General features: G+C 71.6%; 17 protein-coding genes and 2 rRNA genes. 8 read left to right on the top strand and 11 right to left on the bottom strand.

Annotated elements, in window-relative coordinates:
- The first annotated feature begins 137 nt into the window (after positions 1–137).
- A complete protein-coding gene (locus ABIA35_RS27425; RefSeq protein ID WP_370359811.1) occupies positions 138–1,940 on the top strand; it encodes a bifunctional lysylphosphatidylglycerol flippase/synthetase MprF in 1,803 nt (600 codons plus the stop codon).
- An 18-nt stretch (positions 1,941–1,958) separates the two neighbouring features.
- On the opposite strand, the gene ABIA35_RS27430 is transcribed toward ABIA35_RS27425, so the two are convergent.
- Together ABIA35_RS27430 and secA are read right to left on the bottom strand one after the other, a co-directional pair.
- The gene (locus ABIA35_RS27430; RefSeq protein ID WP_370359812.1) at positions 1,959–2,762 is read right to left on the bottom strand and encodes an Rv3235 family protein; all 804 of its coding nucleotides are present in this window, start codon (positions 2,760–2,762) and stop codon (positions 1,959–1,961) included.
- Between the two features lie 141 nt (positions 2,763–2,903).
- On the bottom strand, positions 2,904–5,687 hold the full coding sequence (gene secA / locus ABIA35_RS27435) for a preprotein translocase subunit SecA (protein WP_370342132.1): 2,784 nt from the start codon (positions 5,685–5,687) through the stop codon (positions 2,904–2,906).
- Positions 5,688–5,858: 171 nt separating this feature from the next.
- Here secA and ABIA35_RS27440 point away from each other — a divergent pair, with 171 nt between their 5' ends.
- Together ABIA35_RS27440 and ABIA35_RS27445 are read left to right on the top strand one after the other, a co-directional pair.
- Complete coding sequence (locus tag ABIA35_RS27440; RefSeq protein WP_370342097.1) at positions 5,859–6,488, top strand: GNAT family N-acetyltransferase; 630 nt, start codon at positions 5,859–5,861, stop codon at positions 6,486–6,488.
- 29 nt (positions 6,489–6,517) lie between these two features.
- Positions 6,518–7,729, top strand: coding sequence for a winged helix-turn-helix domain-containing protein (locus tag ABIA35_RS27445; RefSeq protein ID WP_370359813.1), 1,212 nt, complete (start codon positions 6,518–6,520; stop codon positions 7,727–7,729).
- A 141-nt stretch (positions 7,730–7,870) separates the two neighbouring features.
- Here the strand turns inward: ABIA35_RS27445 and ABIA35_RS27450 are convergent, their stop codons facing one another.
- The 7 genes from ABIA35_RS27450 to mtrA all read right to left on the bottom strand — a co-directional run bounded on the left by ABIA35_RS27450 (position 7,871) and on the right by mtrA (position 16,346).
- Positions 7,871–8,698, bottom strand: a complete 828-nt coding sequence (locus tag ABIA35_RS27450) for a hypothetical protein (protein WP_370342102.1) — start codon at positions 8,696–8,698, stop codon at positions 7,871–7,873.
- A 48-nt stretch (positions 8,699–8,746) separates the two neighbouring features.
- A complete protein-coding gene (locus ABIA35_RS27455) occupies positions 8,747–9,457 on the bottom strand; it encodes a response regulator (RefSeq protein WP_370342103.1) in 711 nt (236 codons plus the stop codon).
- A gap of 132 nt (positions 9,458–9,589) precedes the next feature.
- Positions 9,590–10,318, bottom strand: coding sequence for a ribosome hibernation-promoting factor, HPF/YfiA family (hpf, locus tag ABIA35_RS27460; protein WP_370342105.1), 729 nt, complete (start codon positions 10,316–10,318; stop codon positions 9,590–9,592).
- Between the two features lie 581 nt (positions 10,319–10,899).
- A complete protein-coding gene (locus ABIA35_RS27465) occupies positions 10,900–11,661 on the bottom strand; it encodes a ComF family protein (RefSeq protein ID WP_370359814.1) in 762 nt (253 codons plus the stop codon).
- A 74-nt stretch (positions 11,662–11,735) separates the two neighbouring features.
- Positions 11,736–13,805 carry a hypothetical protein gene (locus ABIA35_RS27470; RefSeq protein ID WP_370359815.1) on the bottom strand — a complete coding sequence of 690 codons (2,070 nt, stop codon included), beginning with the start codon at positions 13,803–13,805 and terminating at the stop codon, positions 11,736–11,738.
- A complete protein-coding gene (gene mtrB, locus ABIA35_RS27475) occupies positions 13,805–15,652 on the bottom strand; it encodes an MtrAB system histidine kinase MtrB (protein WP_370342109.1) in 1,848 nt (615 codons plus the stop codon). Before mtrB ends, ABIA35_RS27470 begins: the two co-directional genes overlap by 1 nt.
- Positions 15,653–15,668: 16 nt before the next feature.
- On the bottom strand, positions 15,669–16,346 hold the full coding sequence (gene mtrA / locus ABIA35_RS27480) for an MtrAB system response regulator MtrA (protein ID WP_194894868.1): 678 nt from the start codon (positions 16,344–16,346) through the stop codon (positions 15,669–15,671).
- Between the two features lie 170 nt (positions 16,347–16,516).
- On the opposite strand from mtrA, the gene ABIA35_RS27485 reads away from it, so the two are divergent.
- From ABIA35_RS27485 to ABIA35_RS27505, 5 genes are all read left to right on the top strand, one after another.
- A complete protein-coding gene (locus ABIA35_RS27485; protein WP_370359816.1) occupies positions 16,517–17,587 on the top strand; it encodes a hypothetical protein in 1,071 nt (356 codons plus the stop codon).
- The gene (locus ABIA35_RS27490; RefSeq protein ID WP_370359817.1) at positions 17,584–18,369 is read left to right on the top strand and encodes a DUF4129 domain-containing protein; all 786 of its coding nucleotides are present in this window, start codon (positions 17,584–17,586) and stop codon (positions 18,367–18,369) included. Before ABIA35_RS27485 ends, ABIA35_RS27490 begins: the two co-directional genes overlap by 4 nt.
- Positions 18,366–19,499, top strand: a complete 1,134-nt coding sequence (locus ABIA35_RS27495) for a DUF4350 domain-containing protein (RefSeq protein ID WP_370359819.1) — start codon at positions 18,366–18,368, stop codon at positions 19,497–19,499. The genes ABIA35_RS27490 and ABIA35_RS27495 overlap by 4 nt, the downstream gene beginning before the upstream one ends.
- 19 nt (positions 19,500–19,518) lie before the next feature.
- On the top strand, positions 19,519–20,616 hold the full coding sequence (locus ABIA35_RS27500) for an AAA family ATPase (protein ID WP_370342114.1): 1,098 nt from the start codon (positions 19,519–19,521) through the stop codon (positions 20,614–20,616).
- A 117-nt stretch (positions 20,617–20,733) separates the two neighbouring features.
- The gene (locus tag ABIA35_RS27505; RefSeq protein WP_370342116.1) at positions 20,734–22,107 is read left to right on the top strand and encodes a DUF58 domain-containing protein; all 1,374 of its coding nucleotides are present in this window, start codon (positions 20,734–20,736) and stop codon (positions 22,105–22,107) included.
- A gap of 385 nt (positions 22,108–22,492) precedes the next feature.
- Here ABIA35_RS27505 and rrf read toward each other — a convergent pair.
- Positions 22,493–22,609, bottom strand: a 5S ribosomal RNA gene (rrf, locus tag ABIA35_RS27510).
- A gap of 123 nt (positions 22,610–22,732) precedes the next feature.
- Positions 22,733–22,810: ribosomal RNA gene (locus ABIA35_RS27515) — 23S ribosomal RNA — on the bottom strand; the annotation flags it as partial.

Consider the following 22,810-nt stretch of genomic DNA (forward strand, 5'->3'; position numbering starts at 1 on the left):
CCGGACTTCCCTTGACTGTAACGGCGCGAACGGAGCTCTTCCCGCCGCCGATACCGACAAAAGTCGGATACACAGCGGTTTCTAGCGGGAATACCGTGACAGGCGGGGCCGTTCGTGTGTCGCGGGAGGTAGTGCCCATGGCTGCCCGGAATCGAAGCGAGGTGCCGGTCCCTGAGGACCGGCTGACGGTGTGGCCGTTCGCCGCCCTGGTATTGGCCGCGGCGGCGACGTTGTTCGGGTACGCGGCCGTCTCCGGCCCGCCGTCCTGGCTCGCCAGGACGGTCATCGTGATCGTCGGCACGACGCCCTCCGGCGGCCACGCGGTGCACATCGGCCTCGCCTTCCTGCTTCTGGGACGCGGCCTGTACATGCGGCGCCTGATGGCGCTGTATCTGACTTCTGCGGCGGTCGTGTGGTCGACGGCGATGTCGCTGATCACCTGGGACCAGCCGTGGCGGCTGGTGCCGATGGCGGCCTTCGCGTGGTCGTTGTGGGGCGCGCGGATGCGGTTCACGGCCGTGCCCGACGCCGCGCGGGTACGCACCGCGCTGCACTGGCTCCTCGGGTTCGGCATCGTCGCGCTCGTAGTCGGGGGCGGCGGGATCTTCCTGCAGCGCGGCCGGCTCAGCTCCTCGCTGACCCCGGTCGGACTGGGGCGCGAGCTGTTCGACGGCCTGACCGCGAACTCCGAGCCGATGACGATCGAGGGGCGCTCGTGGTTCCTGCACGGGCTCTCACTGCTCGGCGGGGTCACGCTGCTGCTGGTGCTGACGTTCCTGCTGGCGCCGGCGCGCGCTCCGCTTCCCGGGACGGACACCGAACGCGACCGGATACGGCGGCTGGTGCAGCATCCGGACTCGGACACGCTGGCCCCCTTCGCGCTGCGCCATGACAAGTCCTACGTCTTCTCCCCCGACGGCCGGGCCGCCATCGGGTACCGCGTCTTCCTGGGCACCGCGGTGGTGGGCGGCGACCCGTTCGGCGCGGCGGACGCACGGGAGGCCGCGGTGGCCGAGTTCCTGGCGCTGTGCCGGCGCCGGGGGTGGCGGCCCGCCGTCCTGGGCGCGCGCGAGGAGTTGCTGCCGCTGTGGCGGGAGCACGGGATGCGCCGCGCGATAGGGATCGGGGACGAGGTCATGCTGGACGTGGCCGCCTTCTCGCTGGAGGGCCGGTCGATCCGCAACGTGCGGCAGGCGGTGCGGCGCACGCATAAGGCCGGGATCACCACGCGCGTGCTGCGGGAGACGGCGCTGGACGAGCAGGAGGCCGACCAGTTGCTCGGCATCCACCAGCGCTGGCTGAAGGGGCACGCCGAGCACGGCTTCGCGATGAACCTGGACGCCATCACCTCGGCCCGGCACCCCGAAGCGCTGCTGATCGTCGCCTACGACGCCGACGGCCGCGCGGTCGGCTTCCAGCGCTACCACCCGGTCGGCGCCGACCAGCCCTCCGGCCGTCCGACGGCGCTGTCGCTGGACGTGATGCCGCGCGACCCGCAGAGCCCGAACGGCGTGAACGAGCGCCTGATCGTCGACCTGGCCGCCTGGGCCCGGGAGCGCGGAGTCGCCGAGATCTCGCTGAACTTCGCGGCCTTCCGCCCGATCCTGGACGCCGGCAGCGACCGCACGCCGTTGCAGAGCGCCGCGTATCGCGCGATCCACCTGCTGGACCCGTGGATCATGCTGGAGAGCCTGTACCGGTTCAATGCCAAGTTCCGGCCCGGCTGGCAACCGCGATCCGTGATGTTCCGGTCCTGGGGCGAGGTCGGCTGGCTGGCCGCCTCGGCGCTGGCGATGGAGTTCTCGCTGCCGCTGGACCGGCGGCGGGTGGCGCCGGCCGGAGAAGAAGCGCGGGCGCGGGCTCGAGGCCGCGCGCACGGCGACGGAGCGGTCCGGGACGAGGACGCCGTCGGGCAGGCTGTGCGGCGGCGGGGCTGGTAGCCGGCCCGGTCGCGTACCTCAGCCGGCCTGAAGCGCGGTGCACTGCCAGCGCGAATCCTCGCTCCGGTCGAAGCGCAGGGCGATGACGCGAGTACGGCCACTGTCTTGGAGCAGCGCGAGGGCTTCGACGCCCTCGCCGCTCTCGGCCAGGCGGACGGATTTCAGCGCCGCGGTCCGGGCGTAGCGCGGGATACGGAGCTTGCCGCGGACCTCGGGAGCGGTCCAGCGGGCCGCGTGGACTGCGGCGCGTCGGCCGACGAGGATCTCGACCAGGACGCCTACCAGGGCTCTGACGTCGCTATGAGCCTTCTGGGGCGTGGCGGCGCGGCGGGGTCGTGGTGGCACCGCTTCCACGGGAAGCACATCGGACCGGTGTTCGGCGATCGGCCGCAGGCCGGACAAGGACCGTGCCAGCACACCGGCCGGCGGGTCGGGCAACGGTGTCGGATAGGCGACCACTGCTCCGGCCCGCACCACTGACAGCAACAGCCCGGGACGCGGTTCCCGGCCGCTCCCCGACAGCGGACTCCACACCGTCCCCCACTCCGGCGACGGCGCGTCCACGTCCACGTCCAGGTCCAGGTCCAGGTCCAGACCCAGGTCTAGGTCCACGGCCAGGTCTGACTCCACGCCCCACGGCATCGAGCCCTGCGAACGGCCGCCGACCTCGCCGACCCTGCCGAGGTCCTCGAAGCACTCCGCGGCGATCTCGATCTCCGCGACCGCGTCCACCCACACCGCGACGCCCGGGAAGTCTGGCCTGTTATCCCGCCGCCAGCGCGCGCCGACCTCGACCGTCCCGACCGCACGCACCGGCGCCACGGGCCACCGCCTCCCCCTGTCGTGCCGGAACCGAGGTCCCAGCAGATCACAGGACCATGCGAAACGGCTGACTTCCCGGGGAAAGTCAGCCGTTCGGCCCAGCTTCGCCGTGTCCTGACGCATTCAGGGCACGGGATTACCTCAGCGCTTCTTGCGCTTGCCCGAGGAGCGGCGGCGCGGGGCCTCGTCCTCGACCGGCTCGGGGACCACGTCGTCGCCGTAGTCGGAGCTGAAGGTCACGTCGCGCTTCAGGACGCCGCCCTCGCCGTCGACCGTGGGGGCCGTGTAGCTCAGGTGGTCCGGGCGGCGCGGGGCCTCCAGGCCCTTGGCCAGCAGGTGCGGGGCGCCGGGGACCGCGTCCTGGACCCCGTTCTGGCCGCCGGCCAGGGCGTTCGCGGTGGCCACGGCCTGGGCCTGCGCCTCCGGGTCCTGGTTCACGGCCTCGACCTCGACCTTGAGGTTGAACAGGTAGCCGACGGACTCCTCCTTGATGGCGTCCATCATCGCCTGGAACATCGCGAAACCCTCACGCTGGTACTCCACCAGCGGGTCGCGCTGCGCCATGGCGCGCAGGCCGATGCCCTCCTGCAGGTAGTCCATCTCGTACAGGTGCTCGCGCCACTTGCGGTCCAGGACCGACAGGACGACGCGGCGCTCGAGCTCGCGGGTGATCTGCTCGCCGAGCTGCTCCTCGCGGTTGTCGTAGCCGCTGCGGATGTCGGCGGTCAGCTCGTCGGACAGGACGTCGCGGGTGACCTTGTCGGCGCCGCCGGCGGCGTCCTCGATCTCCTCGACCGTCACCGAGATCGGGTACAGCGTCTCCAGCGCGGTCCAGAGCTTGTCCAGGTCCCACTCCTCGGCGTAGCCCTCGGAGGTGGCGGCGTCGACGTAGCCGGCGATGGTGTCGTCCATCATCAGCCGGACCTGGTCCTCCAGGTCCGCGCCGTCCAGGACCTTGCGGCGCTCTTCGTAGACCACCAGACGCTGGCGGTTGAGGACCTCGTCGTACTTCAGGACGTTCTTGCGGATCTCGAAGTTCTGCTGCTCGATCTGGGTCTGCGCGCTGGCGATGGCCCGGGTGACCATCTTGTGCTCGATCGGCACGTCCTTCGGGACGTTGGCCATGGCCAGCACGCGCTCGACCATGCCGGCCTTGAACATGCGCATCAGGTCGTCGCCCAGGGAGAGGTAGAAACGGGTCTCGCCGGGGTCGCCCTGGCGGCCGGCACGGCCGCGCAGCTGGTTGTCGATGCGGCGGGACTCGTGGCGCTCGGTGCCCAGCACGTACAGGCCGCCGAGGTCCTGGACCTCGTCGTGCTCGGCCTTCACCTTGCGCTTGGCCTTCTCCAGCGCGTCGGGCAGCGCTGCCACCCACTCGTCCGGGGTGCCCTCCGGGTCCAGGCCGCGCTGCATCAGCTCGGCGTTGGCCATGTCGTCGGGGTTGCCGCCGAGCTGGATGTCGGTGCCTCGGCCGGCCATGTTGGTGGCCACGGTGACCGCGCCCTTGCGGCCGGCCTGGGCCACGATCGCGGCCTCGCGCTCGTGGTACTTGGCGTTGAGGACCTCGTGCGGGACGCCGCGCTTGCGCAGCATCTGCGAGAGGCGCTCGGACTTCTCCACCGAGGTGGTGCCGACCAGGATCGGCTGGCCCAGGGCGCTGCGCTCGGCGATGTCCTCGACGACCGCCTCGAACTTCGCCTCCTCCGAGACGTAGATCAGGTCCTGCTGGTCCATGCGGACCAGCGGCTTGTTCGTCGGGATCGGCACCACGCCCAGCTTGTAGATCTGCTGGAACTCCGCGGCCTCGGTCATCGCGGTACCGGTCATGCCGGCCAGCTTGTCGTACAGTCGGAAGTAGTTCTGCAGGGTGATCGTGGCGAGCGTCTGGTTCTCGTCCTTGATCTCGACCTGCTCCTTGGCCTCGATGGCCTGGTGCATGCCCTCGTTGTAGCGGCGGCCGGCCAGGATGCGGCCGGTGTGCTCGTCGACGATCATGACTTCGCCGTTCATCACGACGTAGTCCTTGTCCTTCTTGAACAGCTCCTTGGCCTTGATGGCGTTGTTCAGGTAGCCGACCAGCGGGGTGTTCACGGACTCGTAGAGGTTGTCGATGCCGAGCAGGTCCTCGACCCGCTCCACGCCGCGCTCCAGGATGCCGACGGTGCGCTTCTTCTCGTCGACCTCGTAGTCGGCGTCCGGGGCCAGCCGGTCCACGATCTTGGCGAAGTCGGTGTACCACTTGGTGGCCTGGTCGGCCGGGCCGGAGATGATCAGCGGGGTCCGGGCCTCGTCGATGAGGATCGAGTCGACCTCGTCGACACAGGCGTAGAAGTGGCCGCGCTGGACCATCTCCTCCTTGGACCACGCCATGTTGTCGCGCAGGTAGTCGAAGCCGAACTCGTTGTTGGTGCCGTAGGTGATGTCGCAGTTGTACTGCTCACGGCGCTCGGCCGGCGTCATGTTCGCCAGGATCACGCCGACCTGCAGGCCCAGGAACCGGTGCACCCGGCCCATCCAGGACGAGTCGCGCTCGGCCAGGTAGTCGTTGGTGGTGACGATGTGCACGCCCTCGCCGGCCAGCGCGTTCAGGTACGCCGGCAGGGTGCCGACCAGCGTCTTGCCCTCGCCGGTGCGCATCTCGGCGATGTTGCCCAGGTGCAGCGCGGCGCCGCCCATCAGCTGCACCTTGTAGTGGCGCTGGCCCAGGGTGCGCTTGGCCGCCTCGCGAACCACCGCGAAGGCCTCGGGCATCAGGTCGTCCAGCGTCTCGCCGTCTTCCAGGCGGGCCCGGAACTCGTCGGTCTGAGCACGCAGTTCGGCGTCGCTCATCTGGACGTAATCGTCCTCGATCTCCTCGACGAGGTCGGCGATGGCCTCGAGCCGGCGCAGGATCTTCCCCTCGCCGGCCCGCAAGACCTTGTCCATCAGACGCGCCACGGCAGACAACTCCTCGATTACGGCTCCGGGCAGGCAGGTGTGTGCCCCGCCTTTTCCAACATGTTATGCGACGGCCCGCACTCCAAGGGAAGACCGCGGCGTGATGATCATCGGCATATTCCCTGGAGACGGCCGATCCGGCTCGCCTACGGTGGGGCGATGGACATACAGCGAACGCGCGAGCGCCCCGAACCGGTTCCCGTACCGGGTCTCGTTCCGGCCGCTCCGCCGCTGCCCCAGGGCCCTTTGGAGACCGCGCGGCTGCTCTTGCGGCCGTGGCGCGACGCGGACATCCCGGAGATCTTCCGGATCTGCCAGGACCCGGAAGTCCAGCACTGGACCACCGTGCCGTCCCCCTATCAGATGAAGGACGCGGAATGGTTCGTCCGGGACCACACGCCCAGGGGATTCCAGAGCGGAGACGAGGCGACGTTCGGGATCTTCGTAAAAAACACCGGGCAAGTCGCCGGCGCGATCGGACTCGCCGGGATCACGGCCTCCGTGGCGAACCGCGGAATGCGCGCCGCGGAGATCGGCTACTGGGCCAACCCCGACACGCGCGGGCGCGGTTACATCACGGAGGGTGTGCGCGAAGTCGTGCGGTGGGGCTTCGAAGAGGCCGCGCTCGGCCGGATCACCTGGCAGGCCTTCGACGGCAACGCGGCGTCACGCAAAGTGATCGAGAAGGCCGGCTTCACGATCGTCGGCCGCCAGCGCTCCTCGCACGCGCACCGCGGCCGGCTGCGCGACATGTGGCTGGCGGACATCCTGCCCGGCGAACTGCGGTAGGGCCGCCCCTGTCGGCGGCGACCGCTAGCGTGACGGATGTGACGTCCGTACCAGTACCAGCTCCGCACGCCGACCTGTCCGCCGACGAGGCCCGCCGCCTGGCCCTGCACGCGCAGGGACTGATCGGCGCGCCGGACCGCCGCGGCGGGGTCTCCGGCGTGTTGCACAGCCTCGGGGCGGTCCAGCTGGACACCATCAGCGTCCTGGCACGCTCGCACGAGCTGGTGCCCTACGCCCGCCTCGGAGCGGTCGGACGCGAGGCGATCGAGAAGGCGTACTGGAACCACGAGACTCACGGCGCCTCGACCTTCGAGTACTGGGCGCACGCCGCCTGCATCCTGCCGGTCGAGGAGTGGCCGACCTTCGCCTACCGCCGCACGAACTACCGCAACCGGGCCAACGGCGGCTGGGGCATGCCGACCACCGGCGAGGCCGAGGCGATGGTGCTCGGCAAGCTGCGTGACGAAGGCCCCTGCATGACCTCGGACTTCGGCGGAGCGCGCAAGAGCGCGGAGTGGTGGGACTGGTCGGAGAGCAAGGTCGCGGTCGAGAAGATGCTGGCGACCGGCGACGTGGTGTGTGTCGAGCGGCGCGGCTGGCGCCGGGTCTACGACCTGCCGGAGCGCGCCCTGCCCAAGGCCGTGCTGGACGCCCCGGAACCGACCCGCGAGGAGTCGCATGTCCGCCTGCTGGCCCAGGCCGGCCGGCGCCTGGGCGTGGGCACGATAGGCGACCTGGCGGACTACTACCGGTTGAAGATCCCTGACGCCAAGCCCCTGATGGACCAGACCGGCCTGGTCCCGGTGACGGTCCGGGGCTGGAGCCAGCAGGCATGGGCCGATCCCGCGGCCCTGACCCTGCTCGCCGCCGGCGGCCCGCGCGGCCGCCACCGGACCACACTGCTGTCCCCGTTCGACTCCCTGATCTGGGAACGCGACCGGATGGAGCGCATCTTCGGCATGGTCCACCGCATCGAGGCCTACACCCCGGCCGCGAAGCGGGTGCACGGCTACTTCGCGATGCCCCTGCTGGCCGGCGGCAAGCTGCTGGGCCGCGTGGACCCCAAGCGCGAGGGCAAGACACTGGTGGCGCGCAAGGTGTCACTGGACACGGCGAACGCGATCCAGCCGATGGCCGACGCGCTCCGCGAGGCCGCGGGGTGGGTCGGCTGCGACGCGGTCGCCGTGGAGCAGGTGACGCCGGCCGGTGCGGCGGCGGCGCTGCGGGCCGCGGTGAGCTGACGGTCCGGCGCCGCGCGAACGCCTGCCGGTGCGGCACCGGCGCTGCGGGCCGAGCCGAGTTGACGTACTGGCGCCGCGCGAGCGCCTGCCGATGCGGCGGCGGCACTGCGGATCGCGCTGAGCCAAGCCGAGCTGTTCCCCCTAGCGCCACAACGGCTGCGGCGGCGTCCCGAACCAGGCGACCAGCACTTCGGCGTCGTCGGTGCGCAGCCCGCCGCGCCAGTCGACCAGGTCCAGGCCGCGCTCCCGCAGCAGCGCTCCGAACGCGCCGGCGACCTCCGGTCCGGCGATGCCGGTGCGGTGGACGCCGGCGACCGTCACCCGGCTCGCGGTGTCGACGAGTCCGTAGACGTGCACGCCGTCCGCGACCGTCAGGGCGAAGCCGCCGAGCACCACGCCGCGGCCCTCGATCGCGACCGGGCGGACGAAGTGGGTGGTGGTGCCCAGGCCCGCGGCCAGGTCCTCGACCGTGAGCGTCACGCCCGCCAGCGGGTCGGCCGGGGTTTCGCGCAGGTGGATCTCGGTGAAGCCGGGGCCGGAGCGGAACTCCTCCTGGATACGGCGGATGGCCAGCAGGTTCTCCTCGACCGCGGCGGCGCCGTGCGGTCCGACCAGTTCCACGTCGCGCCACAGGTCGTCCTTGACCAGCAGGACCGTGCGGCCGTCCAAGGGCCCTGCGATATCCGGCAGGCGGTCGCTGATGCTGGACATGCTGAAGTGGATGTCCCGGGCCGGCAGCAGGTCGACCCGCGGTTCCTGTTCGACCAGGCGGAGGGTGAGCTCCAGTTCGCCGATCAGCTCGTACTCCTCGCGGAAGGCCGGTTCGGCCCGGACCACCCGCCACACCCGGCCCGCGGCCTCCAGCAACTGGGTTCCGTCGAACGCCGGGGGAAGGTTCTGCGTCGGAACCGTCGTGCGCGCTATCACCCCGCCGTCCGCGGCGTCTCGCAACGTCACGGATATGTCCATGGTCACGAACCTACGCGGGAGGCGTCTTGCCATGTCAAGCCGCTAACGCTAGGTGATCTCCAGGAGTTTCTCGCGCACGGCGTAGACAACGGCTTCCATGCGGGAGTGCAGGTTCAGCTTCTCAAGGATGTTGCGGACGTGGTTCTTCACCGTGTTCTCGGTGATGAACAGTTCCTTGGCGATCTCCCGGTTGTTGCGCCCGGTGGCGACCAGTTTGAGGACTTCCATCTCCCGGTCGGTGAGCTTGGGCGCCGGGGCCGACGGGCCCGCGGGGGCGGCGTCCGCGCCGCGTGCCAGAGCGGCGAAGCCGGTCATCAGCTTGGCCGCCATCGAGGGGCTGACCTGGGACTCACCGCGTTGGACGGCGCGCAGCGCGTCCGGGATGGTGTGCGGCAGCACGCTCTTGAGCAGGTACCCCGAGGCGCCGGACTTGACCGCCTCGTACAGGTCGGTCTCCTCGTCGCTCGAGGTCAGCATGATGACCTTGGTGCCCGGGACCGAGCGCTTGATCGCCGCGCACGCGGCCAGGCCGTCGGTGTCGGGCATCCGGACGTCCAGGATCACCACGTCGGGCACCAGTTCCTGGGCCTTGTGCAGGGCCTCGGCGCCGTCCGACGCCTCGCCCACCACCTCGATGTCGTCCTCGGTGTCGAGCACGACGGCCAGGCCCCGCCGCAGGAGCGTGTGGTCGTCGGCTATGAGGACTCTTATGGCTTCCGACACAGAACCATGATGACACCTCGGAAGGACACATGACATTACCCATCCGAGTGATCGTTGAACCCCGTTGAGGGGAGGACCCGCCGCGCGGAGCCGGCGATACCGGCTCCGCGCGGGAGTTTCCTGAGATCAGAGTCCTGTCGATCAAGGACCGGCCGGGGCGGCGGCCGATCAGCGCCTGGCGCCGGCCATCCGGTCCGAGGGTGAGGAACCGTTCATCGCCGACCCGTTCATCATCGCGTCGGCCATCTCCTCGGAGGCTTCGAGATGGATCACACCGTAGTCGTAGGCCCGGCGCCGGTAGACGACCGCCGGCAGGCCGGAGTCCTTGTCCACGTAGAGGTAGAAGTCGTGACCGACGAGTTCCATCTCGTACAGCGCCTGGTCGAGCGTCATGGGGGAGGCGGCGTGCGTCTTCTCCCGGACCACCATCGGGCCCTCGCCGGCCTGGCCGGGAACCCCGTAGGGCTGCAGGTCCACCTCGGGGTTGTCGCTGGTCGCGCCGTCGGCGGTGAGCAGCGGCTGGGTGCCGGAGGGCAGATCGGCCATCGGCGGGATGTGCTTGATGGAATCGGCGATCGCCTTGCGGTTGCGGTGGATCTTCCGCCGGTCCTTGACCCGGCGGAGCTGCGCCTGGAGCTTGGCCGCGGCCAGATCGAGCGCCGAATACGGGTCGCCGGCGCACGCCTCGGCCCGGATCACCGGGGAGCGGGGGCAGTCCAGCGTCAGCTCGATCCGGTCCTTCTGCTCGGCCTGGCGGGGGTTCTTCTCCTCGCCCAGCACGACGGTGAGGCTGATGGCCTTGCCGTCCATCTCCTCGACCTTGGCCAACTTCTCCATCACGTGCCGGCGGAACCGGTCGGTCACCTCGTGATGGCGGCTCTTGACGACGATGTCCACGCGCGTTCTCCAATCTCGCGTTCAGATCTGTGCCGGGCTCAGGGCTACCGGCTTCGGCGTCGGATGAGAGTTCAACCAGCGGCGCCTCCGCGAAGTGATCGGGGACTGCTCTTGTGTTGATCGATACCGAACCTTCCGGCTCGATATCGACTTGTAGATCTCCAACGTACGCCGGATGCGCTTCGTGCCCGGGTTTCCGAGTGGAGGAAGTCACAGCCGGTACGGGTTCCGACGGGAGTCGCCGGGGGTACGGCCGCGACGCGAGTGTTCGAGGGGTTTGGGCCGGGCCCGAAGGTGGCCGGAGCCACCTGCTAAAGGTGGCCGATTATGAGCGTGCTGGTGCGCATCGTGCCTGCTCACTGTTCGGTGGGCGAGTGCCTATGGCTGAAAACTAGCCCTCGATGGCGCCCGGCGGAAGAGGCCAAAGGCGGCGTTGGACCGTTCGAGTGATCGGAACGGTGTTCGACCGGGGTTTGTGCGGGGTTTCGTACCGATTCTTCGGCGGTTCTTCGGCGGTTCTTCGGCGGTTCTTCGGCGGTTCATTGAACGAGACACGCCTTCTGGATAACCCGATTCGCGCATCACATGCGTACCCGCGCGGCGGCGATCGTGGCCGCACCCGCCACCTGCGCCCTTGCCGCCCGCAACGCGCGGGCCGCCTCGGCCAGGCTGGCACCGCTGGTACTGATGTCGTCGACGAGGACCACGGTGGATCCGGCGAGGGCGGCAGCGGCGGCGCGACGGACCCGCAGGGCCCCGGAGAGGTTCGCGGAGCGCTCCTCGCGGGACAAGCCGGCCTGGTCCTCGACCGAGCGGACGTGGCGCAGCGCGGACACGGCCCGGACCGGCACGCCGACCTCGCGCAGGGCCCGCGCCGCGGTCCCGGCCAAGCGGGCGGTGGTGTCCTGGCCGCGGTCGCGGACGGCTTTGCGGCGCGAGGGCATCGGGACCAGGGCCACGGGCGTCCCGGGCATCCCGGGGGCCCACGGCGGTGCGCCAGGCGCCACGCGGGGCCGCGCCTCGCCGGCCATCTCGCCGGCCTCAAGCGTCTGCGCGACAGCCCGCGCGAGCGCCCGCCCCAGCACCCGCCGCAGATCGGTCCGCCCGCGCTCCTTGTAGCCGATGAGCATGGTCCGCACCGGGTCCTCGTACCGGGCCACCGCGTGCGTGCGCGGCGTGCCGGGCACAGCGGCGAGCGTGCGCCACGGCCCGCTCTCGGCCAGCAGGCCGTCGCAGTCGGGGCACAGCGGGTCCCCTGAGGGCTGGGGAAGCCCGCAGCCGCCGCAGTCGCGCTCGGCGGCCAGATCCATCAGGGCGGCCCAGAGCGGGCGGACGAGCGGCATCGGACCCCCGGTGTGCGCTGTGGTCGGAATGTGGCGGAATTATCCGCTATGCCCGACCCGGTGCGCCACCGGAATCAGTCCGCGGTCTCCGTCGCGACCACCGGGCTGGAGCCGATCTCCGTGTAGCTGTCCGGGCCGCCGCTGCGCTTGAAGTACGTGACCGTACTCGACGGATCGTTGAGCGCCGGGGCGTCGCTGAAGGTCCACAGGGCGGCGTGCCCGTTCGCGATGCCGGTCACCGCGGCGATGTGCCGCGCCCCGGGCTGGGCGTCGTCGGGGTCGATGATCGTCGAGTCCTGCGAACCGTCCAGGTACACCTTGTAGAGCTTGGGCGTGCTGGAGTCGGTCGGGGTGCCCAGGAGCACCACGGTGCGGCCGTCGGCCCACGCCGCGTCCGTGACGTTCTGCAGCGCGGCCGACTGGCTGTCCCCGGTCTGCTGGGGCCCCTCCATCAGCTGGAAGAACGTGTCCATGGCCAGGATCGGCGTGGTTCCGGACCGGTCGATGGCCACCATCGAGGCCGGCAGCGGGCTGCCGACGGCCGCGGGGTTGCTCGCCTTGGCCTGCCCGTTCACCACGACCGCGCGCAGTCCGTCCGGCGAGGGCTTGAAACGCGTCAGCGTCCCGCCGGGGACCAGGATCGCCTGCTGGTATTGGCCCTCGGAGTCCTTTTCGCCGGGATCCTGCACGTGGTACAGGTTGGAATCGTCGACCACCCAGAGCGAGCCGTCCAACGGGTCCCACTCCAGGTCCGTCACTTTCCCGGCGTCCTTCGCGGTGTACCAGACCCGCTGGTCGGCGTTCTTGTCGTTGACCACGACCACCGAGCCGTCGCGCTCGACGGCCGCCACCGCGGTGGTGCCGGACGGTGTCTTCACGTCCGCGGAGTCGGGGGTCTGCATCACCGCGATCGGCGCGTTCTTCTCCAGTTGCAGATTCGCCAGGCCGACCACCGACGGGACCTTCCCGCCGTTCTGCGGGCAGACGCTCGCGGTACCGGTCAGCGGCTTGGCGACGATCGCGTCGCTGGCGCTCTGCCCCTGCTGCGGGCACACCCAGTACACCGTGGGCGACGACGCCGAGTTCGCCGGGTTGACCGGCTCCCCGCGGCACGCGGAGCAGCCGGGATAGGTGACGCTCACGAAGCCGAGCGGGGTCGGGGAGAGCAGCTGCTGGGTCTCCGAGGCGGCCAGGAACGTCTGGAGCAGGGCGTGCTGCACGGTGCCGATGTCCGTGATCCCGGCCGGCGGAGACTTCAGGGCCACCTGGGCCACGCCGTTCGCCACGATCACCGGGCCCGCCAGCTCCAGGCGGGTGTTCTGCGAGGGGTACCGGCCGTGCAGCACGGCACGGGCCAGGGCGTCGTAGGTGGTGTCGGGCTTGGCGGTGTCCTGGGTCAGGTACACCTGGTCCAGCTGCGAGGTCCCGCTGTGTGTGGGCAGATAGACCGGCAGCGCGGACTGGTAGGTCTGGTAGGCACGTTTGAACGCGTCGGGGGTGACCCACCGGTAGCTCGGCGCGTTGTCGATCCGCCACCCGGTGTCCGCACCGAGGTACTTCACCGAGAAAACCTGCGTGACGGGCTGGCTCACGTACTGGAAGAACCCGTAGCGGTCGATCTGGGCGACCTCGTTGCCCTTCACCGTCACCGACGTCACCGTGCCGACGGGCGGCGTCGCCGGGACGGCCTGCGGGGCGCTGGAGGCGGCGGCGTCCGGATGCGCGCTGTGCTCCGAGCTCTGGTCCGAGCCCTGATCGGCGGTCAGGGCCGACGTCGAGTAGTTCACGACCTGGGTGGTGGTCGCGGCGGGGTCCCACTGGGAGCGGCCGTGGGCCGTGAGGTACTCCTGGGCGACGCTGAAGGTGGGGTCCTTCTGGTCGCCGGTCAGCGCCTGCAGGAAGCTGGACACGAGCGTCGTCGGGGCCATGCCGGCGCTGGGTTCCAGAGCCAGGATGAAGACGTTGTTGCGGCTCTGGTTCAGCGTGACGCCGTGGACGTCGCCCTTGGAAGGCGGACCCGCGCACGCCGCGGTGCCCGCCACGGTTATCAGGGCGAGCAGCCCGGCGGCCCAGCGGGCCACCCGGTTCCCGGCGGCGCGGCGCGCCCCGGCGGCCGCCCGGCCGTCCGGATTCCCCGTGGCCATCAACGCTCCCCCAGTCGGTCCGAGCCGCGCCCGGTCCCGGTCAGTCCGGTCAGGTCCGGGCCGGTGTGGCGCGGGGCCGCCGCGGTCGCGACCGCGCCCTCCGCGGCCAGCCGCGCGGCCTCGGCCTGGCGCTTGTGGTGGCGCGAGTCGTCCGGCTCCAGCGGGATCGGCGAGCGCACCAGCTCCACGCCGGCGGTGCGCGGCAGCGTCAGCCGGAACTGCGAGCCGCCGCCCGGCTCGCCCCAGGCCTGGAGCCAGCCGTGGTGCAGGTGCGCGTCCTCCAGCGAGATCGCCAGGCCCAGGCCCGTGCCGCCGGTGGTGCGGGCCCGGGCCGGGTCGGCCCGCCAGAAGCGGCCGAAGACCAGCGAGGACTCGCCGGGCTTGAGGCCGACGCCGTAGTCGCGCACCGCGACCGCGACCGCCTCGCCGGAGGCGGCCACCTTGACCGCCACCGGGCGGCCCTCGCTGTGCTCGATGGCGTTGACCACCAGGTTGCGCAGGATCCGCTCGATGCGGCGCGGGTCGATCTCGGCCACGCACGGGCTGTCCGGGGCCACGATGCGCACGTCCGAGCCCTTGCGCTCGGCCAGCACCGCGCAGCTGTCGACCACGCGGCGGGCCAGCAGGCGCAGGTCCACCGGCTCGGCGTCCAGCACCGCGGCGCCGGCGTCGAACCGGCTGATCTCCAGCAGGTCGCCCAGCAGTTCCTCGAAGCGGTCCAGCTGGGTCTGCAGCAGCTCGGCCGAGCGCGCGGTCGGGCCGCTGAAGTCCTGGCGGGAGTCGTGCAGGACGTCGGCGGCCATCCGGACCGTGGTCAGCGGCGTGCGCAGCTCGTGGGAGACGTCGGAGACGAACCGGCGCTGGACCCGCGAGAGCTCCTCCAGCTTGCGGATCTGCCGCTGCAGGTTGCCGGCCATGGTGTTGATCGAGGTCGCGAGCCCGGCCAGGTCGTCCTCGCCGCGCACCCGCATCCGCTCGTCGAACCGGCCGTCGGCCAGGCGCTCGGCGATCCCGGCGGCCTGCCGGACCGGGGTGACCACCAGCCGCGTGATGAACCAGGCGACCCCGGCCAGGGCCAGGACCAGCACCGCGCCGGCGATCGCGATCATCTCGTTGTCGAAGTTGAGGGCCTGGCTCTCGGTGGTGAAGGGGAAGGCGTAGTAGAGCTTGACCGTGCTGCCGCCCGGGCCCGGCAGCTGAAAGGCCCCGCCGTAGAGCAGCCCCGGGGTCTTGTGGTCGGTCGCCCCGGCGCCGGAGGCGGCGTCGAGCATGACCACGTCTCCGCCGGCCGTCTGGACGCCGTACTCCAGGTCCGTGGTGAGCATCTGGGCCTGGAAGCCGTCCGAGCCGTAGCCCTGGACCTTGCTGCTCAGCTTGTCCGGGATGCTCTTGGGCAGGATCCCGCCGCAGGTGTAGCCGGCCACCGGGAGAGAGGACCCGTCCGTGGTCAGCATCACCTGGTAGGTGTCGCTGTTGGCGCCGGTGCACAGGTTCCGGACCATGTCGGCCAGGCTGTTGACCCAGGCGCCGCTGCCGGCGTCGTGCAGGGGCACACCGCCGGTGGCGGCACCGGCCTGCCGGAACCCCTCCGAGGCCCCCGCGATGGACGCGCTGGCCTCGCTGAACCCGCTGCTGACCATGGCCAGCGACGAGCTCTCCTTGGCCTGCACCAGACCGTCGCGGATCTTGCTGTTCAGCACCCAGCCCAGGATGAACGCGATGACGATCGACAGCAGCAGGGTGAGCGACACCACACGCAACTGCAGCGAGCCGCGCCAGGTCCCGGGCAGTTCCAGGACGGCGCGGCCGAAACGCCGGGCACCGCCGGTGAACTTCGAGACCCGCATCTACTTCCCCGCGCTGTTAAGCCGGACCGGCTTTGTAACCCACCCCGCGCACGGTGACCACGATCTCCGGGTTCTCCGGGTCGACCTCGATCTTGCTGCGCAGCCGCTGCACGTGCACGTTCACCAGCCGGGTGTCGGCGGCGTGGCGGTAGCCCCAGACCTGCTCCAGCAGGACCTCGCGGGTGAACACCTGCCAGGGCTTGCGCGCCAGGGCGACCAGCAGGTCGAACTCCAGCGGCGTGAGCGGGATCTGGCGGCCGTCGCGCTTGACCGAGTGGCCGGCCACGTCGATCGACAGGTCGCCGATGGCCAGGGTCTCGGGCTTGGGCTCGTCGGCGCGGCGCAGCCGGGCGCGCACCCGGGCCACCAGCTCCTTGACCTTGAACGGCTTGATCACGTAGTCGTCGGCGCCGGACTCCAGGCCGACCACCACGTCGACCGTGTCGCTCTTGGCGGTGAGCATGATGATCGGGACCCCGGACTCGCCGCGGATCAGCCGGCACACGTCGATGCCGTCGCGGCCGGGGAGCATCAGGTCCAGCAGGACCAGATCCGGCTTGAAGTCGCGGAACACCTGCAGGGCCCGGTCACCGTCGGCGACGGACGTGGTCTCGAAGCCCTCGCCGCGCAGGGCGATGCCCAGCATCTCGGACAGGGCTATGTCATCGTCGACGATGAGGACACGACCTTTCATGCGGACCATCGTCGCATTACTTTCTGTTTTTGGTGAATCCCCGGGGCCCCTGGGAAGGATCACCGGTGTTGGTACGGGGGTGGCGTTGTCCTCGGCCATGCCGCCATGCTGGGGTGCACACTCCGGCGACGAGCCGGCCCCGCCCCGAGGAAGAAGCGTCCACGCAGCCCATGAGCCACGTCATCGGACCCACGACGTCCCCTTCCGTGCCCGGCTCCGACGCTCGGGTGGCGTACACGCCGGCGGGCCTCGGGCGCGGAGTGGTCCCCTTGCGTCCGCTGCAAGCCGGGGAAATCCTCGACGGCGCGGTGACGGCGATGCGGGCCCATCCCGGCGTCATGCTCGGCCTGTCGGCCTTGGTGGTCACGCTCGGCCAGGCCGTGGCGATCCCGCTGGACTATCTCTATCTGCGTTTCCTGGCCGGGCTGGTCAACGACAACACCACGCTGGGCAGCGGCACCGGGATCAACGACCTGGCGATGCTGCGGCCCGGGGTGCTGCTGAACGCGCTGGTCGTCTCGCTGCTGGTCGGACTGCTGGTGACCGCGGTCTCGCGGGCGGCGCTGGGCCGGCCGGTGACGCTTTCCCTGGTGTGGAAGCAGACCCGGCCGCGGCTGCTGCGGCTGTTCGGCCTCTCGCTGCTGATCTTCGTCGCCCTGTTCGGCCTGCTGATCCTGGGCATGGTCCCCGGTCTGCTGCTGGCCGCCGCCGGGAACCCGGCCGCGGCGCTGGTGCTGCTGCTCGGGATCGGCGGCGCGGCGGCGCTGGCCCTCAACCGGTGGGTGGCGTGGTCGCTGGCCGCGGCCGCGCTGGTCCTGGAGGACCAGCCGGTGCGGCGGGCTCTGAAGCGGTCCTCGACGCTGGTCAAGGGCGGCTGGTGGCGGGTCGTGGGCGTCTCGCTGCTGGCGCTGCTGGTGTCGGAGATGATCGCCGTGGTCCTCTCGGTGGTGCAGGAGGTCGTCGTCGGCTCGAACCTGAGCCCGGTCAGCCAGAACGGGGACGGGACCTTCTCCGGACACCACGTCTCCGTGTTGTACGTGTTCCTCGGGGCCTTGTTCTCGGCGGCGATCCAGTCGGTCGTGTCGCCGTTCGCCGCCTCGGTGATGGCCCTGCAGTACGTGGACCGGCGGATGCGCCGCGAGGGCCTGGACATCCAGCTGGCGATGAACGCGCGGGCCCAGCGTAGGGGCTCGGCGGCGGCCGGCGGCGGACCGGCGCCGGGGAACGGCCCGACTGCGTGACCGCTCCCGGGGCCCCGATCACGCCGCCGCCCGGCGTACCGATCGACGTCGGCCGAGACGAGGCGCGCCGCGCGGCCGCGGACGAGCTGGCCAAGCCGGCCTACGCGCACGCCCGGCCCTCGCTGACCCGGCGGGCCCTGGACTGGGTCGGACACGAGCTGAGCACGTTGTGGGACAAGGCGTTCGGCAGCGGTTCGGGCGGGGGCGGCGATTGGACCGCGCTGCTGGTCGTCCTGGTGCTGCTGGTGGTCGTCGTGGTGGTGGTCCGCAGCCGCTACGGACCGGTCCGGCGGCGGGTGCGGGTCGACGAGGCACTGTTCGACGAGGCCGCCACGATGGACGCCGCCGGATACCGGCGCGCGGCCGAGGAGCACGCGGCCGGCGGACGGTGGGCCGAGGCGGTGCGGGCGCGGCTGCGCGCGGTCATCGCGGCGCTGGAGGAGCGGGCGGTGCTGGACCCGAGGCCGGGGCGCACCGCCGACGTGGCGGCGCGGGAGGCCGGGGCGCTGCTGCCGGACCAGGCGCCGGCCCTGCTGGCCGCGGCGCGGGTCTTCGACGACATCTGGTACGGCCAGGCGGACGCCGGGGCCGAGGACTACCGGCGGCTGGTGGCCGTGGACGATGCGGTCGCGGCGGCGCGGGTGCGGGTCGGGAGCATGGCCGGGGGTACGGCGAGCGGGGAGCTGCCGCGCTTGTCAGGTCCATCAGGTCCATCAGGTCCCTCAGGTCCCTCAGGTCCTTCAGGCCGATCAGGCCCCTCGGACCCGTCGGAGCCGCGATGAGCACCCTGCGGGCGTGGCGCTGGCCGCTGGCCGCGCTCGCCGTCCTGCTGCTCGGCGCGCTGGTCACCGCGCTGACCTTCGGCGGCAACGGGGGCGGCACCCTAGATCCGGACTCCGCCTCGCCCGACGGCGGCCGCGCGCTGGCCTCGCTGCTGCGGGACCGGGGCATCACGGTGACGCCGGCCCGGACCACCGCCGACGCGCTGGCCGCCGTCCAGAGCGCGCAGGGCGGCGCGACGCTGCTCGTCACCGACCCGGCGCTGCTGACCCTGGTGCAGATCGACACGCTGGCCGCGACGCCGGTGGCCCGGCTGGTGGTGATGCAGCCGGACCCGCAGTCGGCACAGCTGCTCACCTCCCAGGCGACCCAGGTCGGCCTGTCACAGACGGGCACGCTGCTGGTCGACCCGGCCTGCGCCGACGCCGACGCGACGGCCGCCGGCAACGCCGACATCGGCGACGGCGACGTGTTCGGCGGCCTGACCGCCGGCTGCTACCAGACCGCCGACGGCTACGCGCTGGCGACGGCGACCGGACCCGCCTCGGACGACACGGTGCTGGTCGGCAGCCGCACGCCGTTCCGCAACGACCACCTGGCCGACCACGGCGACGCGGCCCTGGCGATGCGCCTGCTCGGCAAGCACTCGACGGTCGTGTGGTACCTGCCGGACGGCGCGGACCCGGACGCGACAACCTCCGGTCAGAAGAGCTTCACCGCGGTCCTCCCGGCCGGCTGGCGCTGGGGCGCGCTGACGATGGTGCTGGCCATCGCGCTGCTGGCCCTGTGGCAGGCCCGCCGGCTCGGCCCGGTCGTGGCCGAACGCATGCCGGTGGCGGTCCGCGCCGCCGAGACGGCCGAGGGCCGGGCGCGACTGTACGAACGCGGCCGGGTGACCGACCGCGCGGCCGGGGCGCTGCGCGAGGCGTCCCGCTCCCGGCTGGCCGCCCGCCTGGGCCTGCCGCGCGCGGCCGCGGCCGGCGACATCGCGGCCGCCGTCGCGGCCCGCGGCGGCCGGCCGGCGGCGGACACCCTGGCCGTGCTGGCGGGCCCGCCGCCGGCCGACGACGCCGGCCTGGTGGGATTGGCTTCGGCGCTGGACCGGCTGGAAGCCGAGGTCGGGCGCCTGTGACGAGGGACAGGAGAGCGAGATGACGCAGGGCTCTGGTTTCGGGGTGGGCGGCGCCGCGGTGCCGGGCGCCGGAGGGACGGCTTTCGAGGAACCGGGTGGCGGTGTGCCAAGTGCCGGTGTGGCCAGCCCCGGTGTGGCGGGTTCCGCCGGCCCGGTCCCGGTCGACCCCGCCGACGCCCGCACCGCGCTGCTGGCCGTCCGCACCGAGGTCGCCAAGGCCGTGGTCGGCCAGGACTCCGCGGTCACCGGCCTGGTCATCGCGCTGCTGTCGGGCGGCCACGTGCTGCTCGAAGGCGTACCGGGCGTCGCGAAGACACTGCTGGTGCGCTCGCTGGCGGCGGCACTGGCACTGGACTCCAAGCGCGTGCAGTTCACCCCGGACCTGATGCCCGGCGACGTGACCGGCTCGGCCGTCTTCGACAGCCGCACCGCCGAGTTCTCCTTCCGCGAGGGCCCGGTGTTCACCAATCTGCTGCTCGCCGACGAGATCAACCGCACTCCCCCGAAGACGCAGGCCTCGCTGCTGGAGGCGATGGAGGAGCGGCAGGTCACCGTGGACGGCCGGCCGCGCCCGCTGCCGGAGGTCTTCCTCGTGGCCGCGACGCAGAACCCGGTCGAGTTCGAGGGCACCTACCCGCTCCCCGAGGCGCAGCTGGACCGCTTCCTGCTGAAGCTGGTCCTGCCGTTGCCCGGGCGCGACGAGGAGATCGGCATCCTGGAGCGGCACGCCGGCGGCTTCGATCCGCGCGACCTGGACGCCGCCGGCGTCCGGCCGGTCGCCGGGCCCGCCGAGCTGGCCGCCGCCCGCGCCGCCGCACGCCGGGTCACGGTCAGCCGCGACGTGTTGGGCTACATCGCCGACCTGGCCCGCGCCACCCGGGTCTCGCCGTCGCTGGCGCTGGGCGTCTCGCCGCGCGGTGCCACGGCGCTGCTCAGTACCGCGCGCTCGTGGGCGTGGCTCGCGGGGCGCGGATACGTCACGCCGGACGACGTCCAGGCCCTGGCCAAGCCGACGCTGCGCCACCGGGTCCGGCTGCGCGCCGAGGCCGAGATGGAGGGCGGTACCGCGGACGGCGTGCTGGACGCCGTGCTCGGCGCTGTGCCGGTACCCCGGTAGGCGGGGGCGGGGCTGTGGTGAGGGTGGTTGTGAGGTGACGGTGAGGGCGGCTGTGACTGTGGCCGGCACGGTGACTGTGCGGGTGGCGGCGACGGTACCGGCGACGGTGGCGGTGTCATGGCCCTGACCTGGCGGGCCGGAGCCTTGGCGGCACTGGGCGCGGTGTTCGTCGGCGTCGTGCTGCCCTCGTGGGTCGGTATCGCGATCGTGGCGGCCGTCGTGGCCGTGGGGGTGGCGGTCGACGTCGCGCTGGCCGGCCCAGTGCGCACGCTGCGCTTCGAACGCAGCGGCGACACCACCGTCCGCCTCGGCGCGACGGCCCGGGTCCAGCTGGTCGTCAGCAATCCCTCGGGGCGGCGGGTACGGGCTCTGATCCGCGACGCATGGCCGCCGTCAGCAGGGCTTCAGGGCACGCCACGGACTGCGAACCGCTTGGCGGACCCGACGATCGTCCAGCCCCGGCACGCGGTCACGATCCCGGCCGGCGAGCGGCGCCGGATCGAGTCGGTCCTGGTCCCGACACGCCGCGGCGACCGGCAGGCCGAGCACGTCAGCGTCCGCTCCTTCGGCCCCCTGGGCCTGGCCGCACGGCAGCGCACGATGAGCAGCCCTTGGCGCGTCCGGGTCCTGCCACCGTTCCTGTCCCGCCGCCACCTGCCCTCACGCCTGGCACGCCTCCGCGAACTCGACGGCCGCACCTCCCTACTGGTGCGCGGCCAGGGCACGGAGTTCGACTCCCTGCGCGACTACACGGCCGGCGACGACATCCGCTCCATCGACTGGCGCGCCACCGCCCGCCGCCACATCGGCGACCACTACGACGTGGTGGTCCGCACCTGGCGCCCCGAACGCGACCGCGCGATCCTGATCGTCCTGGACACCGGCCGCACCGCCGCGGGCCGCATCGGCACCGAGGAACTGGGCACCGACGGCGTCCGCCTCGACGCATCCCTGGACGCCGCCCTCCTCCTGACCGCCCTGGCCCTGCGCGCCGGCGACCGCGTGGACCTCCTCGCCTACGACCGCCGCATCCGCACCGCGGTCACCCGCACCGCCGCCGGCCAAACCCTGGCCCAGGTCACGAACGCCATGGCGGTCCTAGAGCCGGAACTGGTCGAACTGGACGCCCGAGGCCTGGTCACCACCGTCCTGAACCGCGCCCCCCAGCGCTCCCTGGTAGTCCTCCTGACAAGCCTGGACTCGGCCCCGATGACCGAAGGCCTCCTCCCCCTCATCAGCCGCCTGACCGCCCGCCACGAACTGATCCTCGCCTCAGTAGCCGACCCCCGCATCGAGGACATGTCCCACGGCCGCGGCGAAGCAACAGCCGTGTACGAGGCCGCATCAGCCGAACGCGCCCGCGCCGAACGCCGCCACGTAGCAGACCTGCTGGCCAAGCACCGGGTGACAGTGGTCGACCAGCCGCCGACGCTGATCGCCCCAGCCCTGGCGGATGCGTATCTGGCGCTGAAGGCGGCTGGGCGGCTGTAGGCGGATCAGGCGCACTATCGCCGGCTGGCTACTGGCGGTTGGGCTGCTTGCAGCGACGCCGGCGGCTGCGTACCTGCGCTGCAGGCGAATCGGCAGCTGGCAGCTACGCAGCTGAAAGCGACTTGGCGGCTGTAGGCGATCGTGCGGGCATTGGCGGAGCCGAGCAGCTACAGCGAAGCCGTGTCTAGGCCCGCAGGCTGGCGCGATAGTGCAGCGCATGGTTCGGCAGCCAGCACTGAAGTCGACAGTGAGGCCTACAGCTGGTTCAGGGGCTGGCGGTGGCAGCCGATCGCGCACTCGCCACGGCAGCACGATCCTCGCACCATGCCCCGGAAAAGCAGTAGGCCCCCGATGGAAACCCATCGGGGGCCTACTGTGAAATTTAGTCCGGCCGCGTCCTACTCTCCCACCAGGTCCCCCTGGCAGTACCATCGGCGCTGGCGGGCTTAGCTTCCGGGTTCGGAATGGGACCGGGCGTTTCCCCACCGCTATGGCGGCCGTAACATCTCGAGACAACCAGCCGAGAAATCCCACAACAAAGGGGGATCTCCGAGGCCAGTAGGGGTCTCAGATCTAAACAGTGGATGCGAGCAGCAAGAAACTCTTGCAAAAAAGTGTCAGCTTTGTGGTCAAGCCCTCGGCCTATTAGTACCGGTCCGCTACACCCCTCACGGAGCTTCCACGCCCGGCCTATCAACCCGGT

The sequence above is a fragment of the Catenulispora sp. MAP12-49 genome (genome assembly GCF_041262705.1).
Taxonomy (GTDB): domain Bacteria; phylum Actinomycetota; class Actinomycetes; order Streptomycetales; family Catenulisporaceae; genus Catenulispora.

Bases quoted from the DNA above. Each gene is read 5' to 3' on its own strand.
- ABIA35_RS27495 (WP_370359819.1), top strand. From the start codon at position 18,366: ATGAGCACCCTGCGGGCGTGGCGCTGGCCGCTGGCCGCGCTCGCCGTC.
- ABIA35_RS27450 (WP_370342102.1), bottom strand. From the start codon at position 8,698: ATGGACATATCCGTGACGTTGCGAGACGCCGCGGACGGCGGGGTGATA.
- ABIA35_RS27505 (WP_370342116.1), top strand. From the start codon at position 20,734: ATGGCCCTGACCTGGCGGGCCGGAGCCTTGGCGGCACTGGGCGCGGTG.
- mtrA (WP_194894868.1), bottom strand. From the start codon at position 16,346: ATGAAAGGTCGTGTCCTCATCGTCGACGATGACATAGCCCTGTCCGAG.
- ABIA35_RS27470 (WP_370359815.1), bottom strand. From the start codon at position 13,805: ATGGCCACGGGGAATCCGGACGGCCGGGCGGCCGCCGGGGCGCGCCGC.
- ABIA35_RS27425 (WP_370359811.1), top strand. From the start codon at position 138: ATGGCTGCCCGGAATCGAAGCGAGGTGCCGGTCCCTGAGGACCGGCTG.
- ABIA35_RS27500 (WP_370342114.1), top strand. From the start codon at position 19,519: ATGACGCAGGGCTCTGGTTTCGGGGTGGGCGGCGCCGCGGTGCCGGGC.
- ABIA35_RS27485 (WP_370359816.1), top strand. From the start codon at position 16,517: ATGAGCCACGTCATCGGACCCACGACGTCCCCTTCCGTGCCCGGCTCC.
- secA (WP_370342132.1), bottom strand. From the start codon at position 5,687: ATGGACAAGGTCTTGCGGGCCGGCGAGGGGAAGATCCTGCGCCGGCTC.
- ABIA35_RS27455 (WP_370342103.1), bottom strand. From the start codon at position 9,457: ATGTCATGTGTCCTTCCGAGGTGTCATCATGGTTCTGTGTCGGAAGCC.
- ABIA35_RS27465 (WP_370359814.1), bottom strand. From the start codon at position 11,661: ATGCCGCTCGTCCGCCCGCTCTGGGCCGCCCTGATGGATCTGGCCGCC.
- mtrB (WP_370342109.1), bottom strand. From the start codon at position 15,652: ATGCGGGTCTCGAAGTTCACCGGCGGTGCCCGGCGTTTCGGCCGCGCC.
- ABIA35_RS27440 (WP_370342097.1), top strand. From the start codon at position 5,859: ATGGACATACAGCGAACGCGCGAGCGCCCCGAACCGGTTCCCGTACCG.